The sequence below is a fragment of the Aeoliella straminimaris genome (assembly GCF_024054565.1).
Classification (GTDB): Bacteria; Planctomycetota; Planctomycetia; order Pirellulales; family Lacipirellulaceae; genus Aeoliella; species Aeoliella straminimaris.
On the sequence record NZ_JAMXLR010000028.1, the window covers coordinates 73,710 to 92,647 of the forward strand.

Genomic DNA, 18,938 nt, shown 5'->3' on the forward strand with positions numbered 1-18,938 from the left:
GCAAATTGCCAGCAAATCGGCTACTCGTCCCACTCAACCACGACGTTGGGCAGCATCTCCTTGATCTTTTCAACGCCGTCTTCGGTGATGTACGTGAAACCGGCCGAGATGCGGTTCAAGGTCTTGAGCTCGCCCAGGGCTACCAACCCTTCGTCGCCGACCTCGCATCCCTTAATGGAAAGCGTGGTCAGCTTGGGGAACTTGGCGATGGTCTCCATGCCCTGGTCATCGACCATCGTCTCTTCGACACTCAGGAACAGCAGGTTCAGGTCCTTCAGCGCCTCCAAGCCATCGTTGGTGACGCGGGTGTTCCACAGATTGAGCCACACGAGTTCGTCTTTGCCCTTGAGCGCGGCAAGGCTTTCGTCGCCGACGCCAGTCTCGCTGAGGTCCAACTTTCGCAGCATCTTGCAACCCTGCAGGTGCTTGAGCCCCGAACCGTTTACGTAGGTGCCGCGAAGGTTCAAATGACGAAGCTTGGTCATGCCCGACAGGTGCTGGAGGGCTTCATCCGAAATGGTGGTCCGCATCAAGTCGAGATCGTCCATCCCCGAGATACCCGCCAGCTTGGCGACCCCTTCGTTAGTGATTGAGGTATCCTGCAGCACCAGGCCCTTGAGCCTGGGCAATTCGGCCAAGGCCGCGAGGCCGCGATCAGTCACACCCGAACTGCGAAGCTTGACGGCGGCCAGCGTCTTGATGCTGGCCAGGCTCTGGACCCCTTCGTCCGACACTGGGCAGCCGCGGAGGTCGAGCAGGCGCAACTTGGGAGACCCCACCAGGTTGGCCAGCCCCTCATCGCCGATGCGATTGAAGAGCAGGTACAGGTAGGTGAGCTCGGGCATCTCGGCAAAGTTTTTGAGACACTCGTCGGTCATCTGGGTGGTCCGCTCGAGATTGAGCGACTTGAGCTTGGGCAGCTGCTTGAGCTTGGCCAGACCGGCGTCGGTGACGCTGGTGTTGCGGAGCGACAAATCGGTGAGATTCTCGAATTTGACGATCGTATCGAGGGCGGCGTCCGTGATATTGGCCCCCCACAGCTTGAGCGTGGTGAGCTTCGTGGCGCCCAGCAGCGGCAACAGATCCGAGTCGCCCACGGGGCGTTCGTCCAGGTCGATCACCACGATATCCCCAGCGGCATTCACGGTCACTTTGGCCAGCAGGCTCCGGGCGTGCTCGGCGGCCGGATTGTCGGCTACGGCCGTGGTTTGACCAAAAGCCGGCGAAAGTGTGCAAAAACCGGCCAGTAGAGTACACAGGGCAAACAGGAATGGGGTAAGGCGCATTGGGGTACCAACCAATCGGGTGACAAAGGGGTCAGACTTCAGAAAGTGAGTCGTGGCGGGTCCTTTGTTATACACAGAATCTTGGCAAGTTGCGAGCAACCGGTGGGTTGGCCGCGTACGGTAGATAGGCGGCCGGTGGGTCGGGATTCCTGCCTATCTTGCCAGGGAGTTTTGTATCCGGCGCAGTTTTTGGATAGAATGCTTAGCGGCAATCCCCCGGATTGCGTCTCGCCGGAGGTCCACTCCACTGCCCCACCCGGACCCTCCCAACACGCGTGATTTTTTCCTTATTCTTCCCTGAGGAGTTGAGAGACAATGCGAAGCAAACAAAACCGACGCGACTTCCTGCGGACAAGCGCCGCAGCGGGGGCAGGCTATTGGGCGCTGGGCGGTATCGCCACGGCTCAAAGCAAGTCGCCTAACGAACAACTGCAGGTCGCCGGCGTGGGGGTTGGTGGCAAGGGTGACGGCGACGTGAAGAATGCTTCACGCAGCGGAAAGTTGGTTGCCCTCTGCGATACCGACAGCCGTGTGCTCGAGGGCATGGAAAGCGTAATGAAAACCGGCAACACGTTTGCCGACTTCCGCGAGATGCTCGACTCGATGGGTGACCAGATCGACGTCGTTACCGTGTCGACACCCGACCACATGCACGCTCCGATTGCCGCCGCTGCGATGAAGGCCGGCAAGCATGTCTATTGCCAGAAGCCGCTTACCCGCACCATCTGGGAAGCGCGTCGCTTGCAAGAGATCGCCAAAGAGATGGACGTTGTCACGCAAATGGGCAACCAGTACACCTGCTTCAATCCCATGCGTAAGGCTGCCTACCAGATCAAGGCTGGCAACCTTGGCAACGTGAAGGAAGTGCACGTCTGGACCAATCGTCCGGTATGGCCGCAAGGTGGTCCTCGCCCCGAACCGGCAGAAGTTCCTGAGAACCTCAGCTGGGACCTCTGGTTGGGTGTGGCTCCCAAGCGCCCGTACGCCCCCGACGCCTACCACGACTTCAAGTGGCGTGGCTGGTGGGACTTTGGCACCGGTGCCCTGGGTGACATGGCTTGCCATACATGCAACCTGCCGTACATGGGGCTCACGATGCGTGACCCGGTTTCGGTGGAGGCTACCACATCGGGCCACAATGGCGACAGCTATCCCGAATGGTCGACCATCAAGTTCGAGTTCCCGGAACTCAATGGTCGTGCCCCCTTCACGCTGTACTGGTACGACGGTGGCAAGAAGCCGGACAACGCGTTGTTCACCGATTTTAAGATGAAGAACGACGACGGCACTCCTGCCCCGAGTTCCACCGGCGCGCTGATTGTTGGCGACAAGGCCAAGATGTATGCCGCCGGCGACTACGCCGAAAAGGGCATCGAGATCTTCGGTGCGGACGAAATGGACGTCGATTACCCGCGTGCACGCGGTGGTGGCGATCTGGCTCACAATCGTGAGTTCTTCGCCGGTATCCGTGATCGGTCGAAGAAGCCGATGTCCAACATCGTCGACTACAGCGGACCGCTCACCGAGACCATCCTGCTCGGTAACCTTTCCGTGTGGAAGGGTGGCGAGAAGGTGCTGTGGGACGCCAAGACCATGACGCCGCTGAACGACGAGTCGCTGATGAAGATCGTCAAGCCAGATTACCAGAACGGCTACGAATTGATCTAACGGCTTGTTGAACACAGTCTAGTAAACCGAACCCGGCCTTCACTTTGGTGGAGGCCGGGTTTTTTTGTACGCAGAACGGAATGCATGCCGATGGGATCTTGGTTGTCGGATCAAAGTAGGCTCTGCTTCGCGTCATTTCGAAGGAGACCTCTTTGATTGCGGCCAACGGAAGGCATTCCATCAAGCGATTGGCGGTACTTTCCCACTGTTCCGCGCGGTAGAATGCTGGCATGGACCTCGTAGCACTTTCCAACTGGTCGGGCACGAAAGAAGACCTGTTCGACCGGCTGACACATGAATTGGCCCAAGCTGGCCGGTGGCATGAACTGTTCGAAGCGCGGTTGATCGAAGCCCGCTCGCGTCTGGGGCTGTCGCTCACCGACTCGCCGCCCTTGGATGAGTTGCCCGAGCCGGCCCGGACCACGCTCGAAAACGACTACACGGCTGCCTGCCGCGAAGTGGGGGGACTGCTGCTCGACGCCGGGAGGCTGCGCGAGGCGTGGCGGTACCTGCGGCCTGCCGGCGAAAAACGCACGATGCATGCCGCGCTAGGACAAGTGGTGCCTAACGACGAAAACATCGAACAGCTGATTGAACTGGCCCTGTACGAGGGCATCGATGTCGAACGGGGCTACGGCTGGATGCTAGGGCACCTGGGCACCTGCAACGCCATCACGACACTCGAAGGGCTCGCTCCGCAGTTGCCACCGGCCAGCCTGGCGGCTTGCTCGGCCGTGCTGGTGCGGCACCTCGATCGCGAGTTGCGGGAGAACCTCCGCGGGCACATCGCCCAACAGGAGTCCACCTCGCCCCCGGTCACCGCCAGCGTTGGCGAACTGATGTCCGGTCGCGAGTGGTTGTTCGAGTCGCAGGCTTCGCATGTCGACGCTTCGCACCTGGCGGCCGCGGTTCGCTTCGCCCGTGTGCTGAAACATCCGGCCGTGGTGGAGGTGGCTTTGGGGCTGACCGAGTACGGTCGGCGTCTCGACCCGGCGCTGCAGTACGAAGGCGATTCCCCCTTCGAACAGCTCTACCCGGCTCACCGTCTGTTCTTCCTGGCCACGCTGGGCCGGGACGTTGCCGAGGCCATCGAGTACTTCCGCCAGCAGTTCGACCAGCAGGGCGACAGCCAACTGGCGGGAACCGCCCCCCTGGAAACGTTGATGGTGGTGCTGGAGCGGACGGGCCACGCGGCCGAAGCAATGGAGCTTTACGAGCAATCGGCACCTGCGGACGTACAGCTATCGCCGTTCGCTCCGCGATTGGTCGAACTGGCCGCGAAGTGCAGCGGTTGGGAACACTACGAGGCGATCCTCCGTCAGCGCGACGACCCCGTGGGTATCGCCATCGGGCTGCTGGCTCGTCAGAAATCTCGCGAGCAGGACTAATTAGCTGCGCTGCGAATAACGGTGCAGGTTAGTTCGGCGGCTGCGAATGAGAAGCTTCGGGCCGCGGCGGAGGCGGACCGAAACCGTCCCGCTCGTGTGGTGGTGGACCAAGCCGATCGCCTGGAGGTCCTTCCGGACCATGTCGTTCGCCACCGTCGCGTCCGTCTCGATCTCCACGCTGCCGTTCACCGCGATCGCGTGGACCTCGATTATCGGGTCCTCGATCCTCTCGCCCTCGGTCATTGGGTCCGCGATCGCCTGGTCCGCGTCCGCCCCATCTTCCACGGCCGAAGCCGGGCATCATCTCTTTGAAGCCGCCCCGCATGCCCTCTTCGCCCAGAAACTCCTCGACATATAACTGCTCGAGCTTTTCAAGCATCTCTTCGCGAGGCATGGCCAGCAATTGCTGGCGAGTCTCGTCGGTGAGATCGCCATTGATGAAAAACTCCTCGAGCGTTGCCACATCCGGGTTCCGCTGGCCCCGCGAGGCTTCGAACAACCACCCTGTTAACAACCGTGTCTTACCGAGTGGCTTATCTTTGGGCACATTCTGCAACTTTTCTTGAGTCTTCTCATCGAGCGACTCGATCAAGCGGTCTTCGATGGCCTGCTGATACTTGGAAAAATCCTGCCCTAAGAATTCGCTATGGCCGGTCGCCGAAATGAACATCGTCAACTGCACTGGCCGACGTGGACTCGACTTGCTGCAGCTATTCAGACCTTTAATCCAGCGCTGCTCAAATCGCTGGTCGTAGTCATCTTCATCGGGCAGCGACTCGATCATGGCCTGCCGCAATTGCTGCATCTGGGAATCGCCGCCAATCTCGTCCACCGCGGCTCGCAATGCAGCGGCATCCGCCGGAGACAGATGGAAAAAGTCGTCGCGAATGGAGCGATCGCGTATACGCTTCAGTTCGGCGATCCGCTCCGGGGCATCCTTGATTCTCAATTGCGCCTGTTCCATTTCGTCCTGTTGCGACAACCATGCATAATAGGCCAACAGCACCCGCTGCATGCGGTCGGCGTCCTTGTCGGCGGCCAGCGTGGTGTGCCAACGATTCAACTCGTCGCGCATTTCAGGAGCAAAGCTCTGGAAGCGGCGATGCTTGCTGGCCAGATCGGCCTGCTCTTTGCTCGAAAGGCTGTTCACGAACTGACGTCGCTCGTTGTAGCTGGCCGAGCTCACGAGGGCCAACTGCTGGGCTTCGCCTTCCACCTGCCCGCCCCACTCGTCCACCAACCAATCCCCCGCCTCGGCGTCCAGCAGCCGTAGAAACTCGATATCACGGACCTCGGAGTACGCGTCGAGTTCCAGGATCACTGGCAGGTTGGTGTACAGCTCGCGATTGCGATTGGGCGTGAGCACCAGCAAGGCGATGAAGCCCACCAAAGCAGCGGCGGCCGTCATTGCGGCGGTCTTCAGCCAGCGATTCCGCCGCCGAATCGGCAGCATCGCGGTTTCGTGCTCGAGTTCCTTTTTGGCCTCGACGGTCGCCATCTCGATGGTTGTGCGAGTAAAGCTATCGTCCACCGTTACCCGCGGCAGCCCATCCAGCGCATTCCACACGCGGTCGAACTTCTGCAGTTCGCTACGAGCGTGCTCATCCGACTGAATGCGCGACTCGACCGCCTCGCTGTCGGTGGCCGAAAGCTCGCCATCCAGATACGCCACCAGCTCTTCGCTCAGGTGCTCGTCGGATTGTTTACCAGGGTTACTCATGGGTAACTGTTGGCCACAGGCCAACGGCTAACGGAGGATCAGTTTCTTGAGTGCTGAACGCGAACGGCCTTCAGCCTCAAACCTTCAGGGCTTCCCCTTGTTCCAAATAGGGTTCCAGTACTTCTCGCAGGTTGGCTCGAGCGCGGGACAGGAGCGACTTGATCGCTTGGGGAGTCATGTCCATGATCTCGCCAATCTCGGCGTAACTCAGTTGTTCGAATTTTGCCAATAGCACAGCCATTCGCTGCCGCTCGTTGAGCGTTTCGATGGCCAGCCGCACCACTTCCGACATCTCCGTTTTGTCGAGCTGGCGCGTTGGCATCAGTCCGCTGGCCGCCAGGGCCGTGTGTTCGATGGGATTGGCGCCCGAGCCGTCCGGCGACACGGGGGTAACATTCACCTCTTTGCGACGCGACAGGGTCCGCAGGGCGTTGGAAGCTACGTTGTTGGTAATGGTGAACAGCCAGGTCGAGAACTTCGAGGCGGGGACATATCGCTTGCGGGCACGGTACACCCGCAGGAAGACGTCCTGCGCCAGGTCTTCGGCCATGTCTCGCCGACCCACCAGGTGCGCTAGCACCCCCACCACGCGGCCTTGGTACCGCCGCATCAGTTCCTCGAACGCATGCGCATCGTCCGCCGCCACGCGCAGCATCAGCCGCACGTCCGGATCCGCTTGCGTGTAGCGATCGATAGTGGCCTGGCTGACGGTCAAAAAAATTTCTCGGCGACAACTCCCGCGTGGACCCGCAGTGCAGGCCCCCGGCTCGAAATTTGTAGTTAACGATACTTACCAGTTTATCCGCTCGGCCAGTCCAGGACCAACAGAGGATGCTATGTAGGAAGAAACCCCGCCCTTGCGGGGAGGTTCTGGAACAGGATAGCGATGACTCCTCACCTCCCCGGGGCGGGTGCCCACGATCTGGGGGCTTGGTGGAGCCAGTAATAGCGGGAATTGGTACATCTGTTGCATTGCGGTGTTTCCTATCCTCGTAACCAATCGCCTCCCACATTCCGCAGAGAAGACGGAGAAATCCGATGATTCAGAGGAACTACCTGGTGCTGTACCTGTATCTGGCCATTGCTGGCTTGCTGCTGGCGGCCATCGCCCCTCGCCCCAGCGATGGCCAGGAAACCGGCCAGCGGTCTGCTAGCGACCAAATCGACGGTCAGGGCGCCACTGCGAGTGGAGCGAACGACACCTCCTCCCAGCTTTCCCAATTGCTCACCAAAATTGAAAGGCTAGAGCAAAAGGTCGACAAGCTGAGCGCTGCACCCTCGGAGTTTTCCCGCGTCACGGTGCGCGTGGTCGATCCCCAGGGGCGTCCCCAGCAGGGGTACGAAGTGAAGCTCGAATCGAAGGGCGAGGTGCGGCGCGCCACGGCGCGAGGCGTGAGCGACGCCGACGGGCTGGCGCTCGATCGCCAGCTCCCCTACGGCGATTACACACTACACGCATCGAACGATCGATGGCGATACTCCGCCCGGGTCCGCGACGTGACCATCGAAGTGGGCAGCCCGCTGGAGCTGAACATCGTCGCGCCGGCAGCGGAGGAGACCTGCGAAATCCGCCTGAGCTGCAATCTCTCGATCGACGACTTCCGCGGGCTTCCTTTCGGTGAGCATTGGGTGGTCGAAGAGCGCACCTCGCACACTCACGCGGCGCCAGAGCCCGGTGAATCGACTGACGATTGGCAAACCTTCCCCACCGTAGGAGACGGCATCGAGCGGGTGGCGGCAAAGGTGCAGCTGGCCGTGTCGCAAGTGGTCGAACAGCCCAATGGCGATAAATGGACTTGGAAATGGGACGACGCGGAGGGTGAGGATCTATCGTCGAAGGCCTATCTGGTCAGCAGCGAGAGTATCCACGTGATGAAAGACAACCGCAGGAATCAGATGACCCGAATCGAGCAGAAGGCCGACTACTTTTCGAAGCTGATCAAGGACTCGGACGACTGGCAAGAGAGAAGAGAATGCCTGGGCTACGCACCCCTGACTCTCGAACAAGGTCAACAGCCGCCAACCACGATTACGCTTCCCGCGGGAGTGATCGACGTCGAAATCGTCGATCTGTATGGTCGCCCCACTCCCGCGGTGGTGGAGATCATCGCTGCCAATGAATCGAAGAACAACAAGAGCCTGCAGGCCGCGGACGAGATCTGGCTCGAAGCCAGCATTCACGACTCGTCCGAGTGGTGGCAACAAGCCTTGGATGAAACTTGGGGCGACAAAGCCGAGACCCAGGTCGAGCTGGGACCTGGGGAAACGCAAACGATTGTCGTGGGGCACCAAGCCGACTGAAGACTACAGCAGGCTGTCCAACAGCAACCGCATCTTGCGCATCTCGCCGTGGTGGTCGACGCCTTCGCTGGGGGTGATGTGCACGCACAGCGCTCGGCTGTACTTTTCCTTACCCAGTTGCTGCACCAGCCGGCCATAGTCGACCTCGCCTTGGCCAACGCGAACCTGCAGTTCATTCTTGGTGGTGTCGCGAAGATGAACGTGCTGGGTGTACTTCAGCACCTTGTCGTAGTTGCGTCCCTGGTTGGGGCCAGCGATGTAGTGGCTGGGGTCGAGCGCCAGGGCCAGGCCTTTGACGTTGTCGCAAATCACCGCGGCCGTGTCGGGGTCCTGGGTCATGCAGCCGATGGTTGTCTTCATGGCCACAACCGCTCCCTCGAGCGAAGCGATGGCTACCATGCTCTTAAGCCGCTCGATCTCCTCGTTGAACGGAGTGCCCAGTTCCGAGGAAGGAACCACCATGGTGACCACCTTGATGGCCTTGGCCAGCTTGCAGCAGGCGGCGAACTGCTTGTAGTAGTCGTCGCCGGTGGCCTGGATGTCGATCGACAGCGCGGCGATGTGCATGCGGTGCGTGTCGCCACAGGTCTGCACGGCACGGTCCAGATCGGCCAGCACCTCGCTGGGTTTCATCCAGCCGTCGGTTTCATGCAGGGTCAGTTCGACCGCCGTGTACTCGAGGTCGACCAACTGTTGTAGCACCTCGCGCGGGCCAAGTTCGGGAAAACACTCGGTGGAAGCACAGATAAACACGTTGCCAGTCCTTTGTCGCCAGTGCAGTGTTGCCCCTCGGGGCAGAGGCGGTCGAAGCCGCCGGTCAACGGGCCTACTGTACCTGTTTGCCGTCACAATTGGCAACACCCATCGCTTGGCGGGCACGCTTTGTCTGCCGCCCCACGCGCCCTAGAATAGTGAGTCGCCGCGGGGACGTGCTAGCGGATCCCGCCGCCGGAGGTGTTTCTCCGCCCGCTTTCCCTGCCCCCGAGGTCTATCCATGTCGACTGCCGAGCCCACGCCCAACTCGCCCCAGATCGTCATTCAACAGAAAGAAAGCCTGTTTGGCCGGTACGGAAAATTCCTGGTCGCCGCCCTGGTGTTCTGCATTCTGGTCATTGTCAGCATGCGAGCCGCCTACGACAGCTACTTTAACCTCACTCCAGGGCCCACCGAGAAGTTCCTGGATGGCGATCAGGATGCCGTCGAGAAGATCGCCGTGATCGACATCTCGGGCACTATTTCCGAGGCGGATACGTTTGTCAAAGAGCAGATCGACCGGGTGCGGAAAGACGAAAACGTGGTGGGTGTTGTGCTGCGGATCAACTCCCCCGGCGGCACCGTCACCTACAGCGACTACCTGCACCACAAACTGCGTGAGTTGGCCGAGGGTACCAGCCGCGAAGGTAAGGGCCATGGAAAGAAGCTCGATATCGTGGTCAGCATGGGCAGCGTCTGCGCCAGCGGCGGGTACTATCTGGCTTCGGCCGTGGGCAACACCAAGGACAGTATCTACGCCGAACCTGCCACCATCACCGGTTCGATTGGCGTGATCATCCCGCACTACGACTTCTCGGAACTGCTGGGCGAATGGCACATCAAGGACGACTCGATCATGAGTGCTCCGCTGAAGGACATGGGCAGCCCCACCAAGAAGATGACACCCGAAGAGCGGGAGATCTTCCAGACGCTGGTCGACGAGATGCTGGCCGAGTTCAAGAAGAAGATCCAAGAGGGCCGGCCCGCGTTCCAGGCGAACCCCGAAGATCTGGATGCCGTGGCCACCGGCCAGGTGTTTACCGCCCAGCAAGCCGAAGAGCTGGGCCTGGTAGACAAGATCGGCTTCATCGAAGACGCCCTGGATCGCGCCGCGGTGCTAGCTGGCAAGAAAGACAGGAATGGAGTCCGCTGCGTAAAATACGAAAAGCCTCCGGTTTCGTTAAGCACCTTACTTGGTTCGGCCAGCGCCGCGGAAAAACCAGCCATCGACCTATCGTCGCTCAACGAACTGGCTTCGCCCAAGGCTTACTACTTGTACACCTGGGTGCCGGGCATCACGGAGTGAAGGCGGGCCGAGCGGTTGACCACCGTAGCTACCGTCGCCAGACGGTGGAATACTGCAGCAAACTAAAATCCTCGCTCTGGCGAGCGTAGCTACGAGCACCCCACACCATGCCCCCTCATTTGCTCGACGATATCGACGGCCAGCTCGCTGAGTGGTGTGCTGCGCGGAAGGTACCGAAGTTCCGTGTGAAGCAAATTCGGCGGTGGTTGTTCGAAGGCCGGGCGGGCGACTTTAATCAGATGAGCGACTTGCCACAGGCGATGCGCGGCGAGCTGGCCGAGTCGTTCGCGCTGTGGACCAGCACCATCGCCCGACACACCACGGCGGACGACGGCACCGAGAAGCTGCTGCTATCGCTCGCCGGCGGTGGCCAGATCGAGTGTGTGCTGTTACGCGACAAAGTGCGCCGCACGCTCTGCATCAGCACGCAGGTCGGTTGCGGCATGGGCTGCGTGTTCTGCGCCAGCGGCCTGGACGGCGTCGATCGCAATCTCACGACCGGCGAGATCCTCGAGCAAGTGCTGCTCTTGCAGCGGTTGCTCGATCCGCAAGAGCGTCTTAGCCATATCGTGGTGATGGGCATGGGCGAGCCGCTGGCCAACCTGCCGGCGCTGCTGCCCGCCCTGGACTATATCGCCCGTGAGGACGGTCTCGGCATCAGCCATCGGCGAATCACCGTCTCGACGGTCGGCCTGCCGAAGCAAATCCGCCGCTTGGCCGATCTCGATACACGCTATCGCCTGGCCATTTCACTGCATGCACCGAACGATGAACTGCGCAATCAAATCGTACCGGTAAACGAGAAGATGCCGCTGGGCGAGATCCTGGACGCGGCCGACTACTACTTCGAACGAAGTGGCCGACGTTTGACGTTCGAATACGTGCTGCTGGCCAAGCTAAACGACCGGCCTGAGCACGCCCACCAACTGGTGAAGCTACTCGCGGGGCGGACCGCCCTGGTGAACGTGATTCCCTACAACCCCGTGGCCGGCCTGCCCTACGGCACGCCTTCTTCTGAAGCGCAGCAGACCTTTCGCAGCATCCTGGAAGCGGGCGGCCTGGCCGTGCGGTTCCGCCATCGCAAGGGCGACAAAATCAACGCCGCGTGTGGCCAGTTGCGACGCAGTTCGAATCTGACGGACATCGCAAGTCCGTGATCCAGCTCCTTCGTTCCCACGCGATGCGTGGGAACGACTACGCGAGATACGTGCGCATGAAAAGTCCGAGCCGCGCCCGCGGGTGAGGTGGGCACGACTCGGAGCAAAGGTACCGCCTGATTGTGATTGGTTAGCTACGTCCGTTTACTTTCCATCGTTCTCCTGAGCTCGCTCGAGGAGCTGTTCTTGCAGTTGTCGCATCTGCTGCTCCATCTGCTCCATTCGCTGATGCATGTCTTCGGGCATTTGCGAGCGGAACTGGAACTGCTGGGCGCCGTTCGGTCCGGCCTTCAGCATTCCTTCGACCATGGGCTGAAGATCTTGGGGAAGTTCTTTGAGCGATTCAGGATCGTCGCCCTCGATTTCCCACTTCTCTTCTCCACGCTGTACTGTAATACGAGCCGGGCCATCGCCGCTACGCTCGATTTGCACGGACACGTTGCCAGGCATTTGGTTCAGGTCGAAACCAGGACCGCCGAACATACGAAGCTGCCCGCCCTGCGGCATCTGACGCAAGCGGTCGAACATCTGGCGCTCGGCGCCATCGAGCTGCGGCAGTGTCGGATCGATTTCGGGCTGCGCAACTTCGTCCGGACGAGGACGTTCGGCCGGTGTGACCGACACGGTCTGGGGGTGATTGTGGCGAATCACGTCGATAGTAAACTCGGTCATCTGATCGCCCGAGTGCTCTTCCACCACGTTGATCAGGTCGTCCAGTTCATGCAGTTCCTTGCCATCGGCGGCTAGCAGGATGTCGTAGGGCTCCAGGCCAGCTTCGTCGGCGGGGCTGCCGTCGAATACCATCTGCACCACGAGGCCAACGCCGTCGGGCAAGTCGACGTGCGAGCGGAGGGCGGCGTCCACCTTTTCGGCCGCGACACCAATGTAGTAGGGCGAAGCCGGGCGACGCTGACGCGCCAGGTCGTCGGGGTTGCCAGGCAGCAGCCAGGGACGCAACTGCCCGCGGAACATTTCACGCCGGGGGTTCAATTCGCCGGGAAGCGGGTCCTTGCCCAGAGCAGCTTCAGGGCCAACCTGAATCACGGTGCCTTCGTCCGGAGCGTCCCCCGCCGAGTCCTTCGCCAACGACGCGTTGAGAACCATGCCAGCCGCCAGCAGTCCACCAGCGGCGCTGATCGCCACCTTCTGCCAAGCAAAATTCATCGTCTCCACTCCTGGATAAAAAAATGCGACCCTCGCGTTCAACGCCGGAAACCAAGTGACGACCCACAGTGAAGGGAACTACCGTCTCTCGATTGGCGCGCGAGGGTCCTTGGGAAGGAAAAAGGTTGAGTTCCAGCCGACACGGCCGGCCCATGGGCAGATTGGGCCGGCTGGTCGGTTATTCAGGTGCCATCCAGCTGATTAAAGCTCACCTGAATCTCTGTACGCAGGGCGACGGAAAGAGGTTCACGCCGGAGAAAATTCTGCCGCTGCGGGATCAAAACGCCGCTCGCGAGGCTGTCGCGACAGGAAAATCCAGAGCGCCACGGCCGCTGCTAGCAGCACCAGGCTCACATTTTGGGAAATACTAAGCCCGGTCCCCATGAAAGACGACTCGTCGATACGGATTCGCTCAAGCAGAAATCGTGCCACTGGATAAATAGTGATCAGCAGGGCGAAAACTTCGCCGTCGCGGCGGCGGAATGGGTAGTAGCTCCACAGCAGCCAAGCCAGCAGCCCGGCATTGATGGCGCTGTACAACTGCGTGGGATGCACGCCCAGGCTGCGGGGCGGCAATGCCCGGGCCGGCAAAACCACTTCCGGCTTGCCCTCGATCTTCACGGGCAGCGAACGCTCCTTGGCCAGCGCTGTACTAAGCACCTCGGCCACCACTTGTTCGTTGGTCGCTTTGGCACCAGCCAGCCGCTCGACCACGTCGCCCACTTCGATGCCGGCGGTAGCGGCCGCGCTGTCGGGCAGGATCTGCAGGACCTTTACCTGCTCCTCTTTTTCGGCCAAATGCATGCCGTAGAATTCGCCGCCCGCCACCTGGGCCGAGTACGGCGGGCTGAAGCCCAACGAACCTTCCTGGGGAAACGTCACCGCCCAATGCACGTCGGCCACTCCGCCAAAGCAGCAACCATTCAGCAAACAGCCAATACGGCCGAAGGCGAGCCCCACCACCAAGCTGGGCGCCACCAGATCGGCCATCGCCAGCGTTGGCAAACGATGGCGCCGCACAAACCACAAAAATGCAAGGGTGGCCCCAAACAAGGCACCGTACACTACAAGCCCCCCCTTGGCGTACTTCAAGGCTTCGATAAACGCCTTGTGCGGTGGCAACGGAGCGTACAGTGGCTCCCAGTACTCAATGACGTAGAACACCCGCCCGCCGACGATGCCGGCCACGAACATCCAAAACGCCAGCGAGAACAGCAGATCGGGATTCAGCCCCGCCTGTCGCATGCGCACGTAAGCCAGGGCCAGCCCCGACACGCCGGCGGCAATCAGCATCACGCCATACCCGCGAATGGGGAACCCGTCGGGAAACACCCACGGCAGCACAAAGATGGCGCCGGCCAACAGGGCCAACACCGGCAGCCCGACCAGCACGTCCTGCAGGCCGCCTTCGCGTTTCAGCGAGCGTGCGGCCCACACTGCCGTGGCGATTACCAGCAGCGCCAGCAATATTCCAAACCCAAACAGCGGCACACCAAACAGGTGAGTCGGAACATGGAACAGAGTGGAACACATAGGCGGCGACGAAGGTTCAAGGCCGTTGGGAAGCGACCAATTCTTGAAGGACCAATGACCAATATTGGCATCCCGACATTGGTCGTGGGATATTCGACATGGGGCTTTGCAGCCAGCAAGCTGACAGACCTTCTAACCGATCTGCATGTTGTCGATCAATCGCGTTTGGCCAACCCGCGCGGCCATCAGCACCACGGTGGGCCCCCTGATGGACTCCACTGGCTCGACGGTGCCAGCACGCACGAAGGCGATGTAATCGAGGTCGATACCACCCACTTCGGCCAGAAGCGACTCGATTGCCTGCTGCAGCGTGGCGACCTGCCGCTCGCCGTGGTCGACCATTTGTCGCGCCAACTGCATGCTAGCATGCAGCGCCGTGGCCCGGCGGCGCTGATCGTCGTCGAGATAGGCATTCCGCGAACTCATGGCCAAGCCGTCCGATTCGCGCACCGTGGGGCAGACCACCAACTTAGTGGGCACATTCAGGTCGCGAATCATCTGCCCCACGACCAACGTTTGCTGATAGTCCTTCTGACCAAAGAAGGCCGCATTGGCCGGCACCAGCGTTAGCAGCTTCAACACCACCGTGGCCACGCCGGAAAAATGCGTTGGCCGCCGCTCGCCTTCGTAAGGCAGCGCCACGCTGCCAACGTTGATGGAAGTCTCGAACCCCTGGGGGTACATCTCCTCGACCGCCGGGGCGAACACATAGTCGCAGCCGTGCTGGGATAGCTTGGCTGCGTCGGAGTCCAGATCGCGAGGATACCGTTCGTAGTCCTCGTGCGGCGCGAATTGCGTGGGGTTCACAAACACTGTGACGATCACCACGTCGCACTGCTGATGCGCTGCGTCCACCAGACTCAGGTGCCCTTGGTGCAACGCGCCCATGGTGGGCACGACACCGACCCGCCGTCCGTCGCGCTGCGCATCGCGCACCACCTGGCGAATGCCCTCGCCCGCGTGAACGATGGTGGGGGAAACAGTTGTAGACATGACCGGCCTGCTAAACCTGCGAATGCGACGAATTCGACGTCAACCGACCTTCGCTGCGGCTTGACGAATTGTCTGTGCATTCTACCCGCTGGTGTCCTCGCGACCCAGGTCGGGCCACACGCACCGCAGCGCCGCCCGGGTGTCGAATAGGGCATCCTCGCGGCAGGTAGATGGCAGGGTGAGCGTCGGAATACCGCTAACCAGGCGGTCGCTCGGCAAACCGAGATGAATCGCCAAACGCGGCTTTTCCAAAGTGGACGGTTGGCCAACAGCCACCAATATCTGATGCTGCTCTTCGCGTGCCACCTGCACACCGGGCGCCGTCCGCCGCAGTTGTCGGGCGTGCCAGTCCCGATCGTGCGGCATGGCCCCGTACAACAAAATAGCGTCGTCCCCTTCGTGCAACCGCTTGGCAAGATCTGCCAATGTGACATCCAGTGTCGGGTGTCGCCATTGCCCGGCAATCTCCACAGCCGGGTCCAACATGAATGGACGATAGCTCATCCGCGGGTGAGGCACCTCCAACAGGGGCGACTGAACCACCCGGTCTTCGATCAACAAGATATCCAAGTCGAGGGTCCGCGGCCCCCAATGTTCGTCGCGAAGTCGACCAAAGTCGTGCTCGATGGCGTGCAACGCAGTCAGCAACTGGCGAGGCGAACAATCCACCTGCAGCTTGGCCACCGCGTTGGTGAAACCACCCTGCCCTACCGGGCCTCCAATAGGCTCGGTGGAATGCAACGAGCTTGCCTTCAGCAGAGCAAAATTCGCCGTCTGGTCGAGCCGCTCGATCGCCTGCTGCACCGAGTCTCGGCTGTCGCCTAGATTCGAGCCAAGGGCGACGAGTACCTGAGGCATAACGGAGCCGGTCTTAGCAGAGCTTCAAGCAAAGCCGGCTGGTGCGCCGTAGGTACACCAGCCGGAAGGATATAAGAAAATTGGGGAGGGTATCCTGAGCCCACGACAGGTGCCGTCATCAGTCGATCCATCGGTCGAGCTCCCCTGTATTGTTCGGTGCGTTGTGAAAACACAACGAGGGGGAGTACGCTTGAAACACATGGCAGCTCGAGTCTTTCGAGCAGCACCCGCCAGAACAAGTCGCCGCCAAAAAGCTAGCACCTATCTATGTGGCCCAGGCTGCACAAGCAACAGCCCCGACTGCTATCGCCTTGGGCGCGCACACCCAGCCAATAGCGAAATGGTCAACCCGTCAACAACGGGCAACCGCAGAGAGTTCCAACTCAGCGGCCAATAGGTATTGGAGACTTGCCCCGGATAAGCCACCACCACCCTGCGGGCAGAGACAACTATCAGTGTGTTTCAATCGCAGTTTGCGGAAGACAGATATCGAATCAATCAAAGGATGCAAACTCTAGTTCGTGTCCACCGCGATTTGCTATTGTGCGAAGTCAAACGGAATTGTCAACAACCCAAAATGACTATTTGTTTCCGATCTAGTTTTCCACACTCCAACGAACATCTTATACACCATTGAGCACTCGTGGGTATCGAAATCCTTCCCTTTGTTTTCTTCTTTCCAGGGCGTGGTTCCAGTCGACCTACTGACTTACAATACGTTCTTGTCGACATCGATCAATGACTCACTCACTCGCTTCGTGGATTGGGCAACTCGCCATTGATCCAAACCCGGCGGAACCAACCCATGCCTGATTCCGATCGCAACTTTGCCGGTCTTCGCGTTGCTTCCTTTGAAAGCAGACGCGCCGACGATATCGCGCGGATGATCGAGCGGGCCGGTGGCCTGTCGCTAGTGAGCCCCTCCATGCGCGAGGTTCCGCTGCCCGACTCGCGCGCGGCCATTGAGTTTGCCAACCGCTTGATTACGGGCCAAATCGACGTATTTGTGCTGCTCACTGGCGTGGGCACGCGACATTTCGTCAGCGCTGTCGAACGGCATGTTGGACGCCAACGATTGATCGATGCGCTCAGCGATATGACCACCGTCGTCCGCGGCCCCAAACCTACCGCCGCACTCAAAGAACTCGGCATTTCGCCTTCTGTTCGAGTACCCGAGCCAAACACTTGGCGCGAACTACTCACCACACTCGACACCGAATTGCCAGTGGCCAACTTGGTGGTTGGCGTGCAGGAGTACGGCACGAGCAACCCGAGTTTAATTGCCGGCCTGGAAGCGCGCGGCGCCAAGGTCGATCAACTGCAAGTCTACACCTGGGACTTCCCCGAAGACGTCGCGCCCTTGGAAGCAAATGTGCGCCGGTTGGCCGCAGGCGAACTCGACGTTGCCATGTTCACCTCCGCCAATCAGGTTCACAACGTGATGAAGTTGGCGGACGACCTGTCACTTTCCGAAGAGGTCCAGATTAGAGCACGACAGATGATAATTGCTTCCATCGGACCGACGTGCAGCGACGCGCTTCGCGAACACGCGCTACCGGTGGACTTCGAAGCTTCGCCTCCCAAGATGGGCATCCTGGTCAATCACGCCGCGAAAGCCGCGCACGAAGTACTCGAGCGCAAGCGGCGCATCGCAAAGCTATCAACGCTAGCACCGCCCAGCGAAACTACAGCGAAGCCGTACGACCAGAGCGCGTTCATGAAGGCGTGCCGCCGCGAACCTACCGACTACACGCCGGTGTGGCTCATGCGACAAGCGGGCCGCTACATGGCCGAGTACCGCGAGGTCCGCGCAAAGCTGAGCTTCCTCGAACTGTGTCGCAACCCTCAGCTGTGCAGCGAAGTGATGTGCACGGCCGTCGAATTCCTGGGTGTCGACGCGGCGATCATCTTCTCGGACCTGCTGCCGATCCTCGAACCGATGGGCCTGGAGCTCGAGTTTGCCAAGGGCGACGGCCCCGTGATTCACAACCCCGTCCGCGAAGCGGCCGATGTTGACCGCGTGATCGATCTGGAAAGCGCCGACTCGCTGCATTACGTGATCGAAACCGTCAGGCAGACCCGCGCCGACCTGCCCGACCACCTGCCGCTCATCGGTTTTGCTGGTGCACCGTTTACGCTGGCCAGCTACGCCATCGAGGGTGGAGCGAGCCGCAATTACCTGCACACCAAGACGCTCATGTACCGCGACCGCGGTGCGTGGGACGCCCTGATGGGTCGGCTCTCCCGCTCGGTGGCCGTGTACCTGAACGCCCAGATTGCCGCCGGCGCGCAAGTGGTGCAGTTGTTCGATAGTTGGGTCGGCTGCCTGGGCCCGGGCGACTACAACACGTTCGTCGCGCCGCACGTCAAAGGGCTCATCGAGTCCCTCACGCCCGGCGTGCCCGTGATACACTTTGGAACCGGCAACCCGGAGCTACTTGTGCCGATGTCCGAAGCCGGCGGCCATGTGGTGGGCGTCGACTGGCGAATCGACCTCGACCAGGCGTGGCGACGCATCGGCTATGATCGCGCGGTGCAAGGCAACCTAGACCCGCTGGTGCTGCTGGCCGACCGCGACACGCTCCGCGCGCGGACGCAACTGGTACTCGACCAGGCCGCCGGCCGCCCAGGACACATTTTCAATCTCGGCCACGGCATCATCCCACAGACTCCGCCGGATAATGCGAAGACGCTGGTGGAGTTGGTGCATGAGTTGAGTGCGCGGTGAGGCGGTTTGTGGCGTAAGCTTCTAGCTTGCGATTCTTGGTGTAAGCTAGAAGCCTGCGATCCCCAAGTATCACTCACCTGAAC

14 protein-coding genes are annotated in these 18,938 nt (G+C 60.7%); 6 read left to right on the forward strand and 8 right to left on the reverse strand.

Going from position 1 to position 18,938, the window contains the following annotated elements:
- Window positions 1–20 precede the first annotated feature (20 nt).
- On the reverse strand, window positions 21–1,286 hold the full coding sequence (locus NG895_RS08815; RefSeq protein ID WP_252852114.1) for a leucine-rich repeat domain-containing protein: 1,266 nt from the start codon (window positions 1,284–1,286) through the stop codon (window positions 21–23).
- A gap of 315 nt (window positions 1,287–1,601) precedes the next feature.
- On the opposite strand from NG895_RS08815, the gene NG895_RS08820 reads away from it, so the two are divergent.
- Entirely contained in the window at window positions 1,602–2,954 is a 1,353-nt protein-coding gene (locus tag NG895_RS08820; protein ID WP_252852115.1) for a Gfo/Idh/MocA family oxidoreductase, read from the forward strand.
- Window positions 2,955–3,184: 230 nt separating this feature from the next.
- Window positions 3,185–4,342 (forward strand): hypothetical protein, encoded by a 1,158-nt coding sequence (locus tag NG895_RS08825; protein ID WP_252852116.1) that lies wholly within the window; start codon window positions 3,185–3,187, stop codon window positions 4,340–4,342.
- A gap of 28 nt (window positions 4,343–4,370) precedes the next feature.
- Here NG895_RS08825 and NG895_RS08830 read toward each other — a convergent pair whose 3' ends face one another.
- On the reverse strand, window positions 4,371–6,062 hold the full coding sequence (locus tag NG895_RS08830; protein WP_252852117.1) for an anti-sigma factor family protein: 1,692 nt from the start codon (window positions 6,060–6,062) through the stop codon (window positions 4,371–4,373).
- A gap of 76 nt (window positions 6,063–6,138) precedes the next feature.
- Window positions 6,139–6,777 carry an RNA polymerase sigma factor gene (locus tag NG895_RS08835; RefSeq protein WP_252852118.1) on the reverse strand — a complete coding sequence of 213 codons (639 nt, stop codon included), beginning with the start codon at window positions 6,775–6,777 and terminating at the stop codon, window positions 6,139–6,141.
- 323 nt (window positions 6,778–7,100) lie between these two features.
- On the opposite strand from NG895_RS08835, the gene NG895_RS08840 reads away from it, so the two are divergent.
- The gene (locus NG895_RS08840) at window positions 7,101–8,363 is read left to right on the forward strand and encodes a carboxypeptidase-like regulatory domain-containing protein (RefSeq protein ID WP_252852119.1); all 1,263 of its coding nucleotides are present in this window, start codon (window positions 7,101–7,103) and stop codon (window positions 8,361–8,363) included.
- A gap of 3 nt (window positions 8,364–8,366) precedes the next feature.
- On the opposite strand, the gene NG895_RS08845 is transcribed toward NG895_RS08840, so the two are convergent.
- Window positions 8,367–9,116, reverse strand: coding sequence for a sugar phosphate isomerase/epimerase family protein (locus NG895_RS08845; protein ID WP_252852120.1), 750 nt, complete (start codon window positions 9,114–9,116; stop codon window positions 8,367–8,369).
- 241 nt (window positions 9,117–9,357) lie between these two features.
- On the opposite strand from NG895_RS08845, the gene sppA reads away from it, so the two are divergent.
- Entirely contained in the window at window positions 9,358–10,422 is a 1,065-nt protein-coding gene (gene sppA, locus NG895_RS08850; protein WP_252852121.1) for a signal peptide peptidase SppA, read from the forward strand.
- 107 nt (window positions 10,423–10,529) lie between these two features.
- Complete coding sequence (gene rlmN / locus NG895_RS08855) at window positions 10,530–11,579, forward strand: dual-specificity RNA methyltransferase RlmN (RefSeq protein WP_252852122.1); 1,050 nt, start codon at window positions 10,530–10,532, stop codon at window positions 11,577–11,579.
- Window positions 11,580–11,723: 144 nt separating this feature from the next.
- On the opposite strand, the gene NG895_RS08860 is transcribed toward rlmN, so the two are convergent.
- The 4 genes from NG895_RS08860 to folK form a co-directional block, all read right to left on the reverse strand.
- On the reverse strand, window positions 11,724–12,743 hold the full coding sequence (locus NG895_RS08860) for a S1C family serine protease (protein WP_252852123.1): 1,020 nt from the start codon (window positions 12,741–12,743) through the stop codon (window positions 11,724–11,726).
- 246 nt (window positions 12,744–12,989) lie between these two features.
- The gene (locus NG895_RS08865; RefSeq protein WP_252852124.1) at window positions 12,990–14,276 is read right to left on the reverse strand and encodes a prolipoprotein diacylglyceryl transferase family protein; all 1,287 of its coding nucleotides are present in this window, start codon (window positions 14,274–14,276) and stop codon (window positions 12,990–12,992) included.
- A 132-nt stretch (window positions 14,277–14,408) separates the two neighbouring features.
- Window positions 14,409–15,269 (reverse strand): pantoate--beta-alanine ligase, encoded by an 861-nt coding sequence (gene panC / locus NG895_RS08870; RefSeq protein WP_252852125.1) that lies wholly within the window; start codon window positions 15,267–15,269, stop codon window positions 14,409–14,411.
- A gap of 81 nt (window positions 15,270–15,350) precedes the next feature.
- The gene (gene folK, locus NG895_RS08875; protein WP_252852126.1) at window positions 15,351–16,127 is read right to left on the reverse strand and encodes a 2-amino-4-hydroxy-6-hydroxymethyldihydropteridine diphosphokinase; all 777 of its coding nucleotides are present in this window, start codon (window positions 16,125–16,127) and stop codon (window positions 15,351–15,353) included.
- An 805-nt stretch (window positions 16,128–16,932) separates the two neighbouring features.
- Here folK and hemE point away from each other — a divergent pair.
- Window positions 16,933–18,855: a uroporphyrinogen decarboxylase gene (gene hemE / locus NG895_RS08880; RefSeq protein WP_252852127.1), complete on the forward strand. Its 1,923-nt coding sequence runs from the start codon at window positions 16,933–16,935 to the stop codon at window positions 18,853–18,855.
- Window positions 18,856–18,938: the final 83 nt, after the last annotated feature.